Annotated in this window: 15 protein-coding genes; 7 read left to right on the top strand and 8 right to left on the bottom strand. The window is 69.1% G+C overall.

The genetic code is table 11. The features are described from left to right. The first annotated feature begins 31 nt into the window (after positions 1-31). The gene (gene dcd, locus OG241_RS26495) at positions 32-607 is read left to right on the top strand and encodes a dCTP deaminase (protein ID WP_405818546.1); all 576 of its coding nucleotides are present in this window, start codon (positions 32-34) and stop codon (positions 605-607) included. Next, the gene (locus OG241_RS26490) at positions 604-1113 is read left to right on the top strand and encodes a phosphoribosyltransferase (RefSeq protein ID WP_405818544.1); all 510 of its coding nucleotides are present in this window, start codon (positions 604-606) and stop codon (positions 1111-1113) included. Before dcd ends, OG241_RS26490 begins: the two co-directional genes overlap by 4 nt. Before the next feature lie 73 nt (positions 1114-1186). Here the strand turns inward: OG241_RS26490 and OG241_RS26485 are convergent, their stop codons facing one another. The 6 genes from OG241_RS26485 to OG241_RS26460 all read right to left on the bottom strand — a co-directional run bounded on the left by OG241_RS26485 (position 1187) and on the right by OG241_RS26460 (position 11024). Then, positions 1187-2806: a peptide-N4-asparagine amidase gene (locus OG241_RS26485; RefSeq protein ID WP_405818542.1), complete on the bottom strand. Its 1620-nt coding sequence runs from the start codon at positions 2804-2806 to the stop codon at positions 1187-1189. 146 nt (positions 2807-2952) lie between these two features. Next, entirely contained in the window at positions 2953-4056 is a 1104-nt protein-coding gene (locus OG241_RS26480; protein ID WP_405818540.1) for a Yip1 family protein, read from the bottom strand. Positions 4057-4109: 53 nt separating this feature from the next. Then, a complete protein-coding gene (locus OG241_RS26475) occupies positions 4110-5501 on the bottom strand; it encodes an FG-GAP and VCBS repeat-containing protein (RefSeq protein WP_405818538.1) in 1392 nt (463 codons plus the stop codon). 73 nt (positions 5502-5574) lie between these two features. After that, on the bottom strand, positions 5575-7008 hold the full coding sequence (locus tag OG241_RS26470; RefSeq protein WP_405818536.1) for an FG-GAP-like repeat-containing protein: 1434 nt from the start codon (positions 7006-7008) through the stop codon (positions 5575-5577). Between the two features lie 189 nt (positions 7009-7197). Next, positions 7198-8628, bottom strand: coding sequence for an FG-GAP repeat domain-containing protein (locus tag OG241_RS26465; protein ID WP_405818534.1), 1431 nt, complete (start codon positions 8626-8628; stop codon positions 7198-7200). Positions 8629-8726: 98 nt separating this feature from the next. Next, positions 8727-11024, bottom strand: coding sequence for a heterodisulfide reductase-related iron-sulfur binding cluster (locus tag OG241_RS26460; RefSeq protein ID WP_405818532.1), 2298 nt, complete (start codon positions 11022-11024; stop codon positions 8727-8729). Between the two features lie 278 nt (positions 11025-11302). Here OG241_RS26460 and OG241_RS26455 point away from each other — a divergent pair, with 278 nt between their 5' ends. The 5 genes from OG241_RS26455 (at position 11303) to OG241_RS26435 (ending at position 16660) form a co-directional block, all read left to right on the top strand. After that, entirely contained in the window at positions 11303-12331 is a 1029-nt protein-coding gene (locus OG241_RS26455) for an MraY family glycosyltransferase (RefSeq protein ID WP_405818530.1), read from the top strand. Between the two features lie 125 nt (positions 12332-12456). Further along, positions 12457-14316: a molecular chaperone DnaK gene (gene dnaK / locus OG241_RS26450; protein ID WP_405818528.1), complete on the top strand. Its 1860-nt coding sequence runs from the start codon at positions 12457-12459 to the stop codon at positions 14314-14316. Further along, the gene (gene grpE / locus OG241_RS26445; protein WP_405818526.1) at positions 14313-14972 is read left to right on the top strand and encodes a nucleotide exchange factor GrpE; all 660 of its coding nucleotides are present in this window, start codon (positions 14313-14315) and stop codon (positions 14970-14972) included. The genes dnaK and grpE overlap by 4 nt, the downstream gene beginning before the upstream one ends. A gap of 45 nt (positions 14973-15017) precedes the next feature. Then, entirely contained in the window at positions 15018-16208 is a 1191-nt protein-coding gene (dnaJ, locus tag OG241_RS26440; protein WP_405818524.1) for a molecular chaperone DnaJ, read from the top strand. Between the two features lie 5 nt (positions 16209-16213). Then, positions 16214-16660: a heat shock protein transcriptional repressor HspR gene (locus OG241_RS26435; protein WP_055531717.1), complete on the top strand. Its 447-nt coding sequence runs from the start codon at positions 16214-16216 to the stop codon at positions 16658-16660. Positions 16661-16808: 148 nt separating this feature from the next. Here the strand turns inward: OG241_RS26435 and OG241_RS26430 are convergent, their stop codons facing one another. Next, positions 16809-17018 carry a DUF397 domain-containing protein gene (locus OG241_RS26430; RefSeq protein ID WP_405818521.1) on the bottom strand — a complete coding sequence of 70 codons (210 nt, stop codon included), beginning with the start codon at positions 17016-17018 and terminating at the stop codon, positions 16809-16811. A gap of 28 nt (positions 17019-17046) precedes the next feature. After that, positions 17047-17898, bottom strand: coding sequence for a helix-turn-helix transcriptional regulator (locus OG241_RS26425; protein ID WP_405818520.1), 852 nt, complete (start codon positions 17896-17898; stop codon positions 17047-17049). Positions 17899-18081: the final 183 nt, after the last annotated feature.

Here is an 18081-nt window from a genome sequence, read left to right as displayed (position 1 = left end):
CGGGTTCGCGCGTCTTGCGTATCCTCGGGGCGTGCTTCTCTCAGACAAGGACATCCGGGCCGAGATCGATTCCGGGCGGGTACGGATCGATCCCTACGACGAATCCATGGTGCAGCCGTCGAGCGTGGACGTGCGCCTCGACCGCTTCTTCCGGGTGTTCGAGAACCACCGCTACCCCCACATCGACCCCTCCGTCGAACAGGCCGACCTCACGCGTCTGGTCGAGCCCGAGGGTGACGAGCCGTTCATCCTCCACCCCGGGGAGTTCGTGCTCGCCTCGACCTACGAGGTCATCACGCTGCCGGACGACCTCGCCTCCCGTCTCGAAGGCAAGAGCTCGCTCGGGCGGCTCGGGCTCGTCACCCACTCCACCGCCGGGTTCATCGACCCGGGGTTCAGCGGGCATGTGACGCTCGAACTCTCCAACCTCGCGACCCTGCCCATCAAGCTCTGGCCCGGCATGAAGATCGGCCAGCTGTGTCTGTTCCAGCTGAGCTCGTCGGCCGAGTTCCCGTACGGCAGCGAGCGGTACGGCTCCCGGTACCAGGGGCAGCGCGGGCCCACGGCCTCCCGGTCCTTCCTCAACTTCCACCGGACGCAGGTATGACGGCCGTACGCGAGGAGCTCTCCTACGAGCAGTTCGGCGTCTCCGTCCGCGAGCTCGCGCAGACCATCGCCGACGACGGGTACGAGCCCGACGTCGTCCTCAGCATCGCGCGCGGGGGTGTGTTCGTGGCCGGCGGGCTGGCGTACGCGCTCGACTGCAAGAACATCCACCTCGTGAATGTCGAGTTCTACACCGGTGTCGGGACCACGCTTCCCATGCCCGTCATGCTCGCGCCCGTTCCCAACGCCATCGACTTCTCCGACAAGAAGGTCCTCATCACCGATGACGTCGCCGACACCGGCAAGACGCTCAAACTGGTGCGGGACTTCTGCCTGGGCGCCGTCGCCGAGGTCCGTTCCGCGGTGATCTACGAGAAGACGCAGTCCCTCGTGAAGTGCGAGTACGTGTGGAAGCGGACCGATGACTGGATCAACTTTCCGTGGAGCGTCTTGCCTCCAGTACGTAAGTTCGGCGAGCCGATCACCCCGTCCAAGGACGCGCTCTGAGAGCTGAGAAGAACGCTGGGCGGTCCTCGTACGACACGTACGAAGGGCCGCCCGGCGTCTTTCCGGCTCGCTGCTAACAGCCCCGCCTGTCCTTGGTCAGCACCCCCTGTTCCGTGCCCAGCGTGTGGTCGTAGCACAGGCCCGGGCCGCGGAGGCGGTAGTGCTCGGTGGTCGTCGCGACCGCGTGGCGCTGGTCGCGGGGTACGCCGAGGGTGAAGGTCGCGTCGCCGTTGTACGTGTCGTCCAGGCGGACGCCGTCGATGCGGGCGTGGTCGCCGAAGGACATGATCACGCGCAGGCGGTTGTCCGCGTCGATGGTGGAGCGGCCGTCCAGCGTGTAGGTGCGGTCGGTGCGGGACGTCACTCCGGCGCGGCGGACCGTCTGGTCGTCGGTCCAGCGGCCCTGCTGGTTGTCCGTGGTCTCGTCCGGGGTCCAGGTGTGCGTGATGGCCGTGGTCAGGCGCCGGTCGACCGTCGTCGTCACGCGGCCGTGCGAGGTGTTCAGGTAGCCGCTCACCGTCAGACGGCGCTCGGCGCTCGTGTCCAGGGTGCGGGTGGTGCCGTCCGTGTACGTGTTCGCGACGGCCGGGTCGCTCGCCTTGTACGAGGTCAGGGCGCCCGTCACCACCGACGTGTGGGCGTCCTGCCAGACCAGGATGTTGGTCGGCGTGCTCCAGCCGGTCTGGCCCGCGGGGACGCCGGCCACCGTCACGTCGACCGTGTGTGCCTTGCCGTCGTTGAGGAGACCGGCGAAGGGAGTGAGGTCGAACTCCAGGGGGCGTACGTCGAAGGCGGTGGGGGAGGGGATCACGCTCCACAGGTACGGGGACCAGCCGCCCGTCCAGATGTTCGGGTAGGGGGAGGCGATTCCGGCGAGCTTTCCGTCGATCGTGACCTGGACCTCGCGGTACGGACCGTCGTCGCCGCCCGGACAGGAGTAGGACGCCGACGGGGTGACCGCCGAGTACCAGAACTCCTCGCAGCCGCCGCCCGAGCCGGTCGCGTACACCTCGGCCAGGATGCGCTCGGAGTTGCGCGGGGTGGTGAGCTTCGCGCCGGTGGTGACGCTGTTGCCGTCGCTCAGCGGAATGACCTGGTCGGGGGCGGAGCCGCCGGCCTTGGCGGGCCGGGTTCCGGGCTCGGGGGCGTAGAAGGTCAGGGTGACCTTGACGTCCAGGACGCCGGTGTAGGTGTCGTCGACAACGTTGCCGATGAGCATGTTCACGGACTGGCTCTTGCTCAGCGTCTTCCCGTACCGCGTGACGTCCTTCTTCACCGACCAGTTGATGCCGTCCTGAGACGGCTCGGGGGTCGAGGTGCGGAGGATCTGGACGCCGCCGATGTCGAGGTAGCCGAGGCGGTCGAACTGACGGCCGGCGACGCTGCCGTCGAGGCGGAGCACCACCTTCGACCAGCGGCCCGGGGTGCCGCAGGCGGTGGGTGGGGTGTAGGTGCCGGTGTAGGGCGTGAAGTCCTTGAACTTCGCCTGGGCGACGGTCACTTCACAGGATCTGGTGTGGGGTGTGGTGATGGGTGGAGCGGCCGTCACCGGGTCGTGGTAGTCGGTGCCGAACTCCGACGGGACGGTGGTGGCCCCGGCGGCTGTTGTGAAGGCCGTCAGGGTGAGGCCGAGGGCGGCGGAGACGAGGGCGATGGTCCGTCCCGCTTTTCGGGCGCTGGGGGTAATCGTCATGCGGCGCAGTGAACACCGGTGGATACGTGCTGGACTAGACCTCTTGGGGGGATGTTTGCCTAACACGGCAGGAGGGGGTTTTCGGCCCGCGGGCCGAAAACCCCCTCCTGAGCGTCGAATCCGTCGGGTCCCGGGTGTCGGAACCGTCAGAACGTCCCCAGCTTCACGATCGACAGCAGTGCGACCAGCTGGATCGCCGACGCGCCCAGGGCCTTCGGCCAGAGGAGGTCGTGGGAGCGGCGGACCATGATGGTCAGGAGGACGCCTGCCGCGACCCAGGTCGCCCAGCCCAGGATCTGTACGAAGGGGGCGTCGCCGCCCGCGAACATCGCGACGAGGAGGCGGGGGGCGTCCGTGATGGACATGATCAGCATGGAGAGGCCGACCGTCGGCTGCCAGGCGCCGTCGCCGCCGAGCTGGCGGGCAAGGGTGTGGGTGACCACGCCCAGGATGAAGGCGCTCAGGACCATCGCCACGCCCGTCGTCAGCACGATCGGGATCGCGTTGCTGAGCGTCGCGTTGATCGTGTCCTCGCGGGTGTCGTCGAACCCGAAGACGGCGATCAGGCCGTACAGGAAGGTCACGACGAGGGCCGGCGCCCACACCTGGTAGTCGCGCATCTGCAGGAACGTGCGGTCGGGGGCGGTGACGATGCCCCGGAGCAGTTCCTTCCAGCGCAGGCGTGGACCGGCCGGCGGGGCCGCAGCCGAGCCGGCGCGGTAGGTGTCGCCCTGGTTGTACGGGTCGTCGCCGGTGCTGAACGCCTGTGTGTGACCAGGGTTGTTGGCCGCGTACGGGTCCACGGGAGCGTTCGGGTTCGGGTACCCCTGCTGGGGCCCGTGTCCGTGTCCGTGCCCCTGTCCCTGGCCGCCGTCGCCGAAGTACTCCGGCTCGCCGTGTCTGCCCTGGCCGCCGTGCCCGCCCGGTCCGCCGTAGCCTCCGTTGCCGGCGGTCGCCTGCGGGGGCCACTGCCGACCGGCGCCGCCCGAGCTGCCGTACGACGGCTGTCCGCCACCGTACGGCTGCTGCTGAGGCGCCGAGGGATAGCCGTACGACGGGCCGCCCTGTGGGGGCTGCTGGCCGTACGGCTGCTGCCGCGGTTGTTGTTGCGGTCGCGCTTGCGGGGGGCGGTTGTCCCGGCCGCCGCGTCCGATCCTGAATCCAGCCACGTCATCGAACGTACCTGGTCCCGGAGAGTGACGGGTGGGGCCCGGGGTTCCGGACCCCGCTTTGCTGCTGACCTGTGACATCCCTTAAGGGGAACTTCAGCGTTCCCCTAGGGAAAGGATCCCGTTTCTCTCCGTTACGGGAGCATCCCGTCGATCAGGCCCTCCGGCACCGCCGAGACCCCGGCCGTCGTGATCCCCCTCGCCGAGCCGAGCAGGCGTATCGAGCCCGAAAGGCTGTAGACGTACAGGTCGGCCTTGCCGTCGCGGTTGCCGTCGCGCAGGCGCAGCTTCATGCCGAAGCCCTCGCTGTCGGTGACGTCGCCCGGGATGCCGGCCGAGTTGCGGGCGAACCACTGCGAACCGGCGGTGGTGATCCCGCCGGCGCGGCCGTAGAGGACGTGGACCGCGCCCGCGTACTGCCTGTTGCCGATCCGCTCGCCGTCCGCGCCGATCGCGAGGTCCCGGTAGCCGTCGCCGTTGATGTCACCGGCGGCGATGCTGTCGCCGAAGTAGTCGTACGTCTCCGCGGTGTCCGCGACGCCCGCCGTGTTCTGGGTGAAGCGGGCGGACTTGGCGGGGCCCGCGGCGGCGCCGTACCAAACGCTCACCTCGCCACGGGACTTGGAGAACAGCGGGGTGCCGATGGCGATGTCGCCCTTGCCGTCCTTGTTGAAGTCGGCGATGACACCGTCGCCGCCGCGATCGGCCTCGCCGCCGTTGCCGTTCACGCGCTCCAGGCGGAGGGTGCGGCCGGGGGTGAGGGTGCTGCCGCCCTTGATGAACCAGGCGTCGGAGGCTATGTAGTTCTCGCCGACGACGTCGCCGATGACGACGAGGTCGGTCCTGTTGTCGCCGGTCACGTTGCCCGCGATCAGGGCGGTGGCGTTGAAGGACGACCCGTTCTTGTCGAGGGTGTTGACCGAACCGGCCACGCCCGAACGGGAGATGGCGCCCCGGTAGACGTACGCCTTGCCGTTCGCGACGACGGCCAGGTCCTTCCTGCCGTCCCCGTTGAAGTCGCCGACCGCGAGGTCCGAGCCCATTCGGGCGTACGAGGTGTTCGCCCTGGCCGGGATGTTGGTGCCGCCGGAAAGGCCGGTCCTGCTGCCCCAGAGGACGGTGACCGTGCCCTGGTCCGGGCGTCCGGCGACGTCCTCGCCGGTGGCGGCGACAGCCAGGTCGCCGTACCCGTCGCCGTTGAAGTCGGCGGCGGCCCTGACCTCGCCGAACATGTCGTCCGCCTCGTCGGAGCCGGGCACACCCGCGCTGTTCTGGCTGACGTACTGGACTTTGGTGCCCGGCCCGCTCGCCGTTCCGAAGGTGACCTTGACGGCGCCGCCGGGGAACTCGTATTCGGCGCCGTAGGAGTACTCGGCGTAGTCGCGGTAGCCGTCGCCGTTGAAGTCGTCGGCGAACTTGGCGGCGGCAGCGGCGGCGGGCGTGGCGAGGGCCAGCGGCGCCAGGCCGGTGGCGAGCAGGGCGGCGGCGACGGCCGCGGTGGTCGTGGTGCTGGTGCGTCCGCGCATGTTTCTCCTACGCATGTCTCTTCTGTCTTCCCCGTTGTGTGTGGTGGTGGGTGGCGGGTACGGGCTGTCGGCGTCAGCCCGCAAGTACGGCGCCGAAGCGGGTCTGCCCCGACGGGCCGCCCAGGGTGGTGCCGGTGAAGGTCTTGGAGCCGGTGGCGGTGATGCCGGCGGCGCCGGACTTGAAGAGCCAGGCCGCGCCGGCACCCCTGTTCTCGTTGTCGGCGCTCACGACCAGTTCCGCGCGGCGGTTGTTGTCCGTGTCGGTGAGCTGGACGGCCGAGCCGAAGAGGTCGAGGGACTCGGCGGCATCCGGGACGCCCGCTGTGTTCTGCCAGAGGAGCTTGGCGCCGGCGGTCGACAGGCCGGTCTTCGCGCCGCGCAGGATCGTGACGGTGCCTGCCTCCCGCGCCGAGCCGATGCTCTCGGTCGGGGCGCCGACGGCGATGTCGGTGTATCCGTCGCCGTTGGTGTCGCCGGCCGACAGGCTCCAGCCGAACTGGTCGCGTTTCTCGCCGGTATCGGGCACGCCCGCCGTGTCCTGGGTGATCCGGACCGGCCTGCGGGCGGAACTGATGCCGGTCGCGCTGCCGTACGTGACGGTGATCGCGCCGCCGAGGCCGCCGTCGGGCGCCTCGCTCGACCGCTCCAGGAAGTTGCCGGTGACGATGTCGCCGTAGCCGTCCTTGTCGATGTCGGCGATGACACCGGCGTAGCCGCCCGCGACCCGGGGGCCCGCCTTCAGGCCGGTGGCAGTGCCCTTGTAGAGGACGCTGCGGGTCTTGTAGCCGTCACTGATCTCCTGCTGGCCCATGACCAGCAGGTCCGCCCTGCCGTCGCCGTTCACATCGCCCGCGACAAGCTCCTCGACGGTGATGCCGGTCTCCGTGTACGTGTCGATGTCGACGCGTCCGGTGGACTTGCCGGCGCGGGTGAACGGGCCCTTGAAGACGTTCAGTTGGGGGTCGAAGCCGTTCTTCGTGGCCAGGTCGGTGTCGCCGTCGCCGTCGAAGTCACCGGTGGCGAGGGCCGAGCCGAAACCGTCGCGCCTGGCGGGCACCGGCCAGGCGAGGTCGGAGGAGGTCTTGAGGCCGCCGGCCCCGCCCCAGACGATGGTGACGACGCCGGACCGGCCGTTGCCGATCGACTCGGCGGCCACACCCACGACGAGGTCCGTGTAACCGTCGCCGTCCAGGTCGCCCGTTGTCATCCGGTCACCGAAGTAGTCGCCGGACTCCGGGGCGCCCGGGATACCGGCGGTGGCCTGGCTGATGACCTGCCGCTTCGCGGTGTTCAGCCCGTTCTTGGTGCCGTACACGATCCCGACGTATCCGGCCTGCGGCTTGCCGGACACCGTGGCGTTGGGCGCGCTGATCGCCAGGTCGCGGTATCCGTCGCCGTTGAAGTCGCCGGCCAGTCTGGAGGGCGCGGCGGTGGCCGTGGTGACGGGCAGGGCGGTGAGCAGACCGGTGGTGAGCGTGGCGGCCAGGAGCAGGGTGCGCTTGCGCAAGGCGGTGTCTCCAGAGGGGAGAGGGCAGGCAGGGCACGACCGTGAATTCGGGCGGCGAACAAGAGACCCACAGCAAAGGGCAACGGTTGTACGGGAGTTGGAAAAATTATTGAGACGTGCGGCACAGGTGTGACGGGTGGGTGCGGGACGCGCGATCCAGATGGCTCACCGGAGGTCCCACCGGATGCCTCACAGGAACTCCGCGCTGGAGAACGTCACCGACGGCTTCGCCGCCACAAGGCCCGTCTTGTGGCTGGTCTTCACCCCGGGATAGACGGCCACCTCGTCCCACGTCTCGCCCCGGTACGTCCGTACCACCAGGTCGTCCCGGCCGTCGCCGTCGAAGTCGCCGACCGTGAGGACCCTGGTCGTGCCATGGGTGGGCGGTGCGACGGTCACCATGCCCGCCGCCGAGAGGCCGGACGCCGCTGTCGGGGCCCGGAACACCCTCAACCGGGAGCCGCTGGAGACGAGTTCGTCGCGGCCGTCGCCGTCGAAGTCGCCGGTGTCGAGCATCGAGCCGGGGGAGGCGAGGGTGCCGGAGGTCGCGGCGGGGAGGTCGTAGCGCAGGGACGTTTCGCCCTCCCCCACGCTCGGCTTCGCTCGCGCGGGGGGACCCCCACCCCCCACCGCCGCGTCCAGGTCACGCCCCTTGCCGAAGCGGCCGAGGGCGACGTCGACGCCCTCGGGCAACACCGTGCCGGTGCGCGTGGGGCCGTCCGGGCCGCCGAGGACGAGCGCCGACTTCGAGGTGCCGTCCGCCGTACGGACGACCAGGTCGTCGTAGCCGTCGTGGTTCACGTCGGCCGCCGGGCCCGTGGGGACGTTGCCGGGGGCGGCGATCGGCGCGCCCGCCTTCTTCGGGGCGCCCTTGCGGGTGAACGGGCCGCGCAGATAGCTGAGTTGTACGTCGGAGGCGTGGACGACGAGGTCCTGGGCGCCGTCGCCGTCGAAGTCGCCGCACACCGGCTGGTCGGGCCAGTCGTTGCCCGCGCGTGCCTGTGCCGGGATCACGAGGGTGACCGCGCGGCCGGTGAGACCGTCGGGGGAGCCGAAGAGGAGCTGGAGGGGTACGGGGGGCTGCCCCTGGCCGTCGTAGGGCGGGTCGGTCGACACGACCAGGTCGGTGAACCCGTCGCCGTCGAGGTCGCAGGTCGCCTCCGCGTCGAAGACCGCCGGCAACTGGCCCTTCGTACGGGCGGCTTGACGGGCCGGGCTCAGCAACTGCCGGGCGCCCGGGACGAGTCCGCCGGGGGAGCCGTAGACGATGCCGATACCGGCGTCGTCCGTGTGGAGTTGGTCCTTGACGAGGTCGCCCAGGACCAGGTCGCGGTGGCCGTCGCCGTTGAAGTCGTCGGCGACCTTGCTGCCGTCGCCCTGCGGTATCGGGCGCTGGGCGGGGGCCTTGGCGACCTGGACGGGGGTGTCGGTGGCGGCCGCCCCGTCGTCGCCGGAGAGGGGGCCACAGGCGGTGAGTGCAACCAGGGCGCCGAGGGCCGCCAACCCGCCGAGGGCCGCCGACCTGCTGGTGGCGGCCGTACCCCGACCGCCTCTTCGCACCAGCTTCCGCACCCGCACCCGTAACCGCACCCCGCACCTCGTCCGGACCGTTGACCCCATTGGCAACTACCCAGTAATGATGCACGTGTTCGAGATACGGCGACAGCCCCGTGCCCGTACGAGGGGCAGGGGGCTGTCGGCCGTCACAGCGGGGTCGGTTACTTCACCGGCTGCGGCTCCGGCGCGCTCTCCGAGTCCGACTCGCCCGCCGGGGGCTCGTCGTCGTCCGTGGCCGGGGTCTTCACGGACTCCAGGAGCAGCTGGGCGACGTCCACGACCGTGATGGACTCCTTCGCCTTGCCGTCGTTCTTCTTGCCGTTGACCGAGTCGGTGAGCATGACCAGGCAGAACGGGCAGGCCGTCGACACGATGTCCGGGTTGAGGGAGAGGGCTTCGTCGACGCGCTCGTTGTTGATGCGCTTGCCGATCCGCTCCTCCATCCACATCCGCGCGCCGCCGGCGCCGCAGCAGAAGCCGCGTTCCTTGTGGCGGTGCATCTCCTGCTGGCGCAGGCCCGGGACGGCCGACATGATCTCGCGCGGGGGCGTGTAGATCTTGTTGTGGCGGCCCAGGTAGCAGGGGTCGTGGTAGGTGATGAGGCCCTCGACGGGGGTGACCGGGAGCAGCTTGCCGTCGTCGATGAGGTGCTGGAGCAGCTGGGTGTGGTGGACGACCTCGTAGTCGCCGCCGAGCTGCGGGTACTCGTTGCCGATCGTGTTGAGGCAGTGCGGGCAGGTCGCGACGATCTTCTTCGCGGACTTCGGCTTGGCGGACTCCGGGACCACCTTGCCGTCGTCGTCCAGCTCCTCGCCGAACGCCATGTTCAGCGCCATGACGTTCTCCATGCCGAGCTCCTGGAACAGGGGCTCGTTGCCGAGGCGGCGGGCGGAGTCGCCGGTGCACTTCTCGTCGCCGCCCATGATCGCGAACTTGACGCCCGCGATGTGGAGGAGTTCGGCGAACGCCTTGGTGGTTTTCTTCGCGCGGTCTTCCAGGGCGCCGGCGCAGCCGACCCAGTACAGGTACTCGACCTCGGTGAGGTCCTCGATGTCCTGGCCGACGACCGGCACCTCGAAGTCGAGCTCCTTGAGCCATTCCAGGCGCTGCTTCTTCGCCAGGCCCCAGGGGTTGCCCTTCTTCTCCAGGTTCTTGAGCATCGTGCCCGCCTCGGACGGGAACGCGCTCTCGATCATCACCTGGTAGCGGCGCATGTCGACGATGTGGTCGACGTGCTCGATGTCCACCGGGCACTGCTCGACGCAGGCGCCGCAGGTCGTGCAGGACCACAGCACGTCCGGGTCGATGACGCCGTTCTCCTCGGCGGTGCCGATCAGCGGGCGCTCGGCCTCGGCGAGGGCGGCGGCGGGGACGTCCTTCAGCTGCTCCTCGCTCCCCTTCTCCTCGCCCTCCGCCGTCTTGCCGCCGCCCGCCAGCAGGTACGGCGCCTTGGCGTGGGCGTGGTCCCGCAGCGACATCATCAGCAGCTTGGGGGAGAGGGGCTTGCCGGTGTTCCAGGCCGGGCACTGCGACTGGCAGCGACCGCACTCCGTACAGGTGGAGAAGTCGAGCAGGCCCTTCCAGGAGAACTGTTCGACCTGGCTGACCCCGAAGACGTCGTCCTCGCCCGGGTCGGTGAAGTCGATCGGCTTGCCGCCGGACGTCATCGGCTGGAGGGCACCCAGGGCGGTGCCGCCGGTCGCCTCGCGCTTGAACCAGATGTTCGGGAAGGCGAGGAAGCGGTGCCAGGCGACGCCCATGTTGGTGTTGAGCGAGACGACGATCATCCAGACGAAGGACGTCCCGATCTTGATCATCGCGGTGAGGTAGATCAGGTTCTGGAGGGTGCCGACGCTCAGGCCCTTGAAGGCCAGGACCAGCGGGTACGAGGCGAAGTAGCCGGCCTCGTAGCCCTCGACGTGGTGGATCGCGCCCTCCAGGCCGCGCAGCACGTAGATCGCGAGGCCGATGGTGAGGATGACGTACTCGACGAAGTACGCCTGGCCCGCCTTGGAGCCCGCGAAGCGGGACTTGCGGCCGGGGCGCGAGGGGAGGCTCAGCAGGCGGATCACGATGAGCACGGCGATGCCGAGGATCGTCATCACGCCGATGAACTCGATGTACATCTCGAACGGCAGGAAGCCGCCGATGACCGGCAGCGTCCAGTCGGCCGAGAAGAGCTGGCCGAAGGCCTGGGCGAGGGTCGGCGGCAGCGTCAGGAAGCCGACCGCCACGAACCAGTGCGCGAAGCCGACGATGCCCCACCGGTTCATCCGGGTGTGGCCGAGGAACTCCTTCACCAGCGTCACGCTGCGCTGGTAGGGGTTGTCCGTCCGCAGTCCGGCCGGGACCGGCTGGCCGAGTTTGAAGTACCGGACGAACTGACCGATGGCGCGTGCGAGCAGCGCGACGCCGATCACGGTCAGGACCAGCGACACGATGATCGCGGCGAGTTGCATGGGAGGGCTCCTCAGGCCTGCGCGTTGCTAAGTATTACTAAGCGGTAACTTAGGCAGTCTGCCAGAGACTACCCATATCTTGACCCGCACTGTAGTCAGCGGCGGAGTGATCTGGATCGCTGAGGCTTGCCTGACTGGCCGATCGGTACCGAGATCGGAACCGGGATCCGAACCGAGGCAGGGGCCTCCATCGGGACCGATCCGATCAGACGACGTTGTGACGATGTTCCGTCGTGTTATTCGTACAGAATTGTTACGTTTGCGCCTACCGTGAACCCGTGCTCTACGGGATCCTCGCCGCCATCGCCGCCCTGTTCCTCGCCGCCGTCCTCGCCGCCCTCCTGCGGACACTCGCCCTGCGCCTCGGCGTCCTCGACCGGCGCCGGGCGCGCCCCCTGCCGCTGCTCGGCGGACTCGCGGTGGTGCTCGCGACGATGCTGGTCGCCGGGGCGGGGGAGTGGACCGGGTACGCCCCTCTGGGTGACGGCGTCGGTGAGCTGCTCGTCGCCGGCGCGGGTGTGGGCGCGCTCGGGCTCGTGGCCGACGTGCGGCGGGTCAAGGCGCGGTTCCTGGTCGTCGGTACGGCCGTAGCCGCCGGGTTCGTGGTGCCGTACGGGGAGTTGGGGTTCGGGGTCGGGCTGCTCGCGCTCGGCTGGATCGTGTTCGTCACCCTCGCCTTCCGGGCCCTCGACCACGCCGACGGGCTGCTCGGGACGGTCGGGGTGCTGACCGCCTTCGGGGTGGGGGCGTGCGCCGCCGTCGAGGTGCTCGACGGGCTCGCCGTGCTGCTGAGCGTCCTGGCCGCAGCGCTCACCGGGTTCCTGATGCACAACTGGCATCCCGCGCGGATCGCCCTCGGCGCGTGCGGGTCCCTGTTCACCGGGTTCGTGCTGGCCTCGGCCGCGGTGGTCGTGCGGACCGGGCACGAACTGGCGTCCAGCGCGGGGGTGTTGTTCGCGCTCACCGCCGTCGCCGGTGCGGACGTGGTGCTCGTGGTCGTGTCACGGCGGGTGGCCGGACGGCCCCTGTCGCGCGGGGGTCCGGATCACCTCGCACACCGGCTGCGCCGGCTGGGGCTCACCGCGCGCGGGGCGACCGTACTGCTCGGCGCGGGTGCCTTCGGGGCGGTGCTGACGGGGGTGCTCGCGCACGGCGGGTGGGCCGGGGAATCGGGGCTGTGGTGGGTGGTGGGGGTGGTCGGGGCGGTCGTACTGGGGCTGCTGAGAGTCCCCGTGTACGGGCTCCGGCGGCCTCCGGCCATGCAGTCGGCGCAGGTCAGAGCGGCATTGCGCGTAAGGAACGGATAAGAGTTGAGTGGGGTCGACTCAGCTCTGTTGACCGCGCGACGGGAGTGATGCACACTTGAGCCTGTTCCACTCAAGTCAGGCTCCATGTGAGGGTCCGACTCGGTCATTCCTCTGGAGGAATCGAAATGGCACGTGCGGTCGGCATCGACCTGGGCACGACTAACTCCGTCGTCAGCGTTCTGGAGGGCGGCGAGCCCACCGTCATCACCAACGCCGAGGGTGCCAGGACCACGCCGTCCGTCGTCGCCTTCGCGAAGAACGGTGAGGTGCTGGTCGGCGAGGTCGCCAAGCGCCAGGCGGTCACCAACGTCGACAGGACCATCCGGTCGGTCAAGCGCCACATGGGCACCGACTGGAAGATCGAGCTCGACGGGAAGAACTTCAACCCGCAGCAGATGAGCGCGTTCATCCTGCAGAAGCTGAAGCGCGACGCCGAGGCCTACCTGGGCGAGAAGGTCACGGACGCGGTCATCACCGTCCCGGCCTACTTCAACGACTCCGAGCGCCAGGCGACGAAGGAGGCCGGCGAGATCGCGGGCCTCAACGTCCTGCGCATCGTGAACGAGCCGACGGCCGCCGCTCTCGCGTACGGCCTCGACAAGGACGACCAGACGATCCTCGTCTTCGACCTCGGTGGCGGCACCTTCGACGTGTCCCTCCTGGAGATCGGTGACGGCGTCGTCGAGGTGAAGGCCACCAACGGTGACAACCACCTCGGTGGTGACGACTGGGACCAGCGCGTCATGGACTACCTGGTCCAGCAGTTCCGTGCCGGCCACGGCGTGGACCTGGGCAAGGACAAGATGGCCCTCCAGCGCCTCCGCGAGGCCGCCGAGAAGGCCAAGATCGAGCTGTCCTCGTCCACCGAGACCTCGATCAACCTGCCCTACATCACGGCGTCCGCCGAGGGCCCGCTGCACCTGGACGAGAAGCTCACGCGCGCCCAGTTCCAGCAGCTGACGGCCGACCTGCTGGAGCGCTGCAAGACGCCGTTCCACAACGTCATCAAGGACGCGGGGATCAACCTCTCCGAGATCGACCACGTCGTTCTCGTCGGTGGCTCCACCCGTATGCCCGCCGTCGCCGAGCTCGTCAAGGAGCTCACCGGCGGTCAGGACGCCAACAAGGGCGTGAACCCGGACGAGGTCGTCGCCATCGGCGCCGCGCTCCAGGCCGGTGTCCTCAAGGGCGAGGTCAAGGACGTCCTGCTCCTCGACGTCACCCCGCTGTCCCTCGGTATCGAGACCAAGGGAGGGATCATGACGAAGCTCATCGAGCGCAACACCACGATCCCGACCAAGCGTTCCGAGATCTTCACGACGGCCGAGGACAACCAGCCGTCCGTCCAGATCCAGGTCTACCAGGGCGAGCGCGAGATCGCGGCGTACAACAAGAAGCTCGGGATGTTCGAGCTGACCGGTCTGCCGCCGGCCCCGCGCGGTGTGCCGCAGATCGAGGTCGCCTTCGACATCGACGCCAACGGCATCATGCACGTCACCGCCAAGGACCTCGGCACCGGCAAGGAACAGAAGATGACCGTCACCGGTGGCTCCTCGCTGCCGAAGGACGAGGTCGACCGGATGCGCCAGGAGGCCGAGCAGTACGCGGACGAGGACCACCGTCGCCGCGAGGCCGCCGAGACCCGCAACCAGGGCGAGCAGCTCGTCTACCAGACGGAGAAGTTCCTCAAGGACAACGAGGACAAGGTCCCCGGCGACATCAAGACCGAGGTCGAGGCCTCGATCGAGGAGCTGAAGGCCGCGCTCAAGGGCGAGGACGTCGCCGAGATCCGCACCTCCACGGAGAAGGTCGCCGCCGTCTCGCAGAAGCTGGGCCAGGCGATGTACGCCGACGCCCAGGCGGGGCAGGCAGCCGGCGCCGGTGACGACGCTCCCGGCGCCGAGGCCCCGAGGGCCGACGACGACGTGGTGGACGCCGAGATCGTCGACGACGAGCAGCGTGACCGCAAGGACGGTGCCGCGTGACGGAGGAGACTCCGGGCTTCGACGAGAAGCCCGACGTCCCTTCCGGCGCCACCTCCGACGACGCCGAGCCGAAGACCGCCCCCTCTTCGGAGGGGGCGGCCCCGGCCGGGGACGCAGCAGCAGCACAGGTCGCCGGTCTGACGGCACAGCTGGACCAGGTTCGTACGGCGCTCGGTGAGCGCACCGCGGACCTCCAGCGGCTCCAGGCCGAGTATCAGAACTACCGCCGCCGGGTCGAGCGGGACCGGATCGCGGTCAAGGAGGTCGCCATCGCGAGCCTGCTGACCGAACTCCTGCCCGTGCTCGACAACATCGCCCGGGCGCGGGACCACGGTGAACTGGTCGGCGGGTTCAAGTCCGTCGCCGAGTCGCTGGAGTCCGTCGCCGCGAAGATGGGCCTGCAGCAGTTCGGCAAGGAGGGCGAGCCCTTCGACCCGACGATCCACGAGGCTTTGATGCACTCGTACGCGCCGGACGTCACGGAGACGACCTGCGTGGCGATCCTGCAGCCGGGTTACAAGTTCGGCGAGCGCAACCTGCGTCCCGCGCGGGTCGCGGTGGCCGAGCCCCAGCCCGGGGCGACGCCGGCCGGCGGCAACTCGGAGTCGGCCGACACGGTGGACGGCAAGGAGAGCGGTGGCCCGGAAGAGGGCTGACGTGAGCATTGAGGTGGGGACTTCCGGAGAGGAGGGACGTCGAGGATGAGCACCAAGGACTTCATCGAGAAGGACTTCTACAAGGTCCTCGGCGTCCCCAAGGACGCCACCGAGGCCGAGATCAAGAAGGCGTACCGGAAACTCGCCCGCGAGTTCCACCCGGACGCCAACAAGGGCAACGCCAAGGCGGAGGAGCGCTTCAAGGAGATCTCCGAGGCGAACGACGTCCTCGGTGACCCCAAGAAGCGCAAGGAGTACGACGAGGCCCGCGCCCTCTTCGGCAACGGCGGCTTCCGTCCGGGGCCGGGCGCGGGCGGCGGCTCCTTCAACTTCGACCTGGGTGACCTCTTCGGAGGCGGCGCCCAGGGCGGGGCCGGGTCCGGCTCCGGTGCGGGCGGCTTCGGCGGCGGCATCGGGGACGTGTTCGGCGGCCTGTTCAACCGGGGCGGCGGCGGCAACACCCGTACGCAGCCCCGGCGCGGCCAGGACATCGACACCGAGGTCACGCTGAGCTTCACGGAGGCGGTGGACGGCGCGACGGTCCCGTTGCGCATGACGTCCCAGTCACCGTGCAAGGCGTGCTCCGGGACCGGCGACAAGAACGGCACACCGCGCGTGTGCCCGACGTGTGTCGGGACCGGCCAGGTGGCGCGCGGCTCGGGCGGAGGTTTCTCGCTCACCGACCCGTGCCCGGACTGCAAGGGCCGGGGCCTGATCGCGGAGCACGCCTGCCTGGTGTGCAACGGCTCGGGGCGCGCCAAGTCCTCGCGGACGATGCAGGTGCGCATCCCGGCCGGGGTGTCGGACAACCAGCGCATCCGGCTGCGCGGCAAGGGAGCACCCGGCGAGCGGGGCGGCCCGGCCGGTGACCTGTACGTCACCGTCCATGTCGACAGCCACCCGGTCTTCGGCCGCAGGGAAGACAACCTGACGGTGACGGTGCCGGTGACGTTCGTCGAGGCGGCACTCGGCGGCGAGGTCAGGGTCCCGACCCTGGGCGGCCCGCCGGTCACCCTGAAGCTGCCCCCGGGCACGCCCAACGGGCGCACGATGCGCGCGCGGGGCAAGGGCGCGGTCCGCAAGGACGGCACCCGGGGAGACCTGCTGGTCACCGTCGAGGTGAGTGTGCCGACGGAGCTGACGGGGAAGGCTCGTGACGCACTGGAGGCGTATCGCGAGGCGACCGTGGACGAGGATCCGCGGGCGGAGCTGTTCGAGGCGGCGAAGGGAGCCTGACCGAGATGGACGGTCGTCGACGCAATCCGTATGAACTGACGCAGGAGACCCCGGTCTACGTCATCTCGGTGGCGGCCCAGCTGTCCGGCCTGCACCCGCAGACCCTGCGCCAGTACGACCGCCTGGGCCTGGTCTCCCCCGACCGCACCGCCGGCCGGGGCCGCCGCTACTCGGCCCGCGACATCGAACTGCTCCGCACGGTGCAGGCACTGTCGCAGGACGAGGGCATCAACCTGGCCGGCATCAAGCGCATCATCGAGCTGGAGAACCAGGTCGCCGCCCTTCAGGCGCGGGTTGCGGAGATGGAGTCCGCGCTGGACGGGGCCGCCGCGGCGATGCAGCAGCGGGAGGCGGCGGTTCACGCGTCGTATCGGCGGGATCTGGTGCCTTATCAGGAAGTTCAGCAGACTAGTGCGTTGGTGGTCTGGCGGCCCAAGAAGGCCAAGGACTAGGCAAGTTCATGTGCGAAGGGGCCCGGAGGTTCGGTTCGAACCTCCGGGCCTCTGTCGTGTCCCGTTGACGATCAGAGACCCGTGAGGGTGCGGCTTTGCTGTACGGGCGTTGCGCGGAATGTTCCGGCGGGGTCAGGGACGCTGCTGCTCAGGCCGAGGGGAGTTCGTCGGCCTTCAAAGCCGTCATGAACGAGGTCCAGGCCTGGGTGTCGAAGACCAGGTTTGGGCCGGACATGTCCTTGCTGTCCCGTACGGGCAGCAGGTTCGGGAACCTGGCGGCGACCTCCACGCAGTCGCCACCCTCTCCGCTGTAGCTGCTCTTACGCCAGGTCGCTGTCTCAAGACTGGTTGTATTCATGCCTGTTACCCCTCTGCCTTCCATGCTGCTACAGCTCCCGTCGCACCCGGCCGATCAGGCCGAGGCTGTCCCCGGGGCTCAGGGCGATTGACCGGAGCGAGTCGAAGATAAGCGCATACTCCGCCGCTTCCTCCGGAGACTCCAGGTAAAGCGTCCCCGTGCGCTGCTCCAAACACACGACATCCGGGAACGACGCACCAGGGAACGAGAAGTGGACGAACGATCCGGTCAGTCCCGCGTGCGCGCCCGCCTGGTCAGGGACGACCCGAATCTCCACGGACGGATGACCGGCCATCTCCTCCAGGTGTTCCAACTGCTTGCGCAGCACCCCTCTGCCACCCACCTGAACGCGGAGAGCAGCCTCGCCTTCGATCACGCACAGCCGCGGAGGCGAGGACCTTTCCAGGACCTCCTGACGTTTCATCCGTGCTTCCACCAGCGCATCAATCTCTTCGCGCTTCAGGGTGGAGGGGGCGGCGGAGATGATCTCCCGCGCATAGTCGTGCGTCTGCAAGAGCCCGGCAATGATGCTGTGTTGGTACGACCGGATGCAGTCGGTCATGTCCTCGTACGCGATGAAGTCCGTGTATGTAGGGCGCGCTTGCCCCGCCCGCTGCACCCAGCCCGGTTCCCGCCGCCGTCTGGCCAGCGACACCATCTCGTCGACCTGGGCGGAATCCTCGACCCCGTAGAACGTCAACAGGTCACGCAGCTCCCCCAAGGAGATCCCCAAGCGTGCGTTCTCGATGCGGTTGATCTTTGTTCGGTGACATCCGATACGGTCCGCCGCCTCATCAAGGGTCTTCCCTGCGGTCTCCCTGAACTCGATCAACAGTGCAGCAAGGCGACGTTGTCGAACTGTTGGGCGAGATCCAGCCATGCGAGCCCCCTTCCTGGATGCCTGTCCGCGTGAACGTTAGCTCATTAATTTGATCATGGATATATTTCCAAAAGAGATGTTGCGGACAGGGAGATTGCCGTGCACTCTGGAACCCGTTACTCACCGCTCCAACTCCGTGACGGATGAGCCACCTTGACGTGCCGTCACTCGCTCGCAAGGGGA

Origin of the sequence: Streptomyces sp. NBC_01390 (assembly GCF_045040105.1) — a bacterium.
Lineage (GTDB): Bacteria > Actinomycetota > Actinomycetes > Streptomycetales > Streptomycetaceae > Streptomyces.
This window is presented reverse-complemented; position numbering and strand designations above follow the sequence as displayed.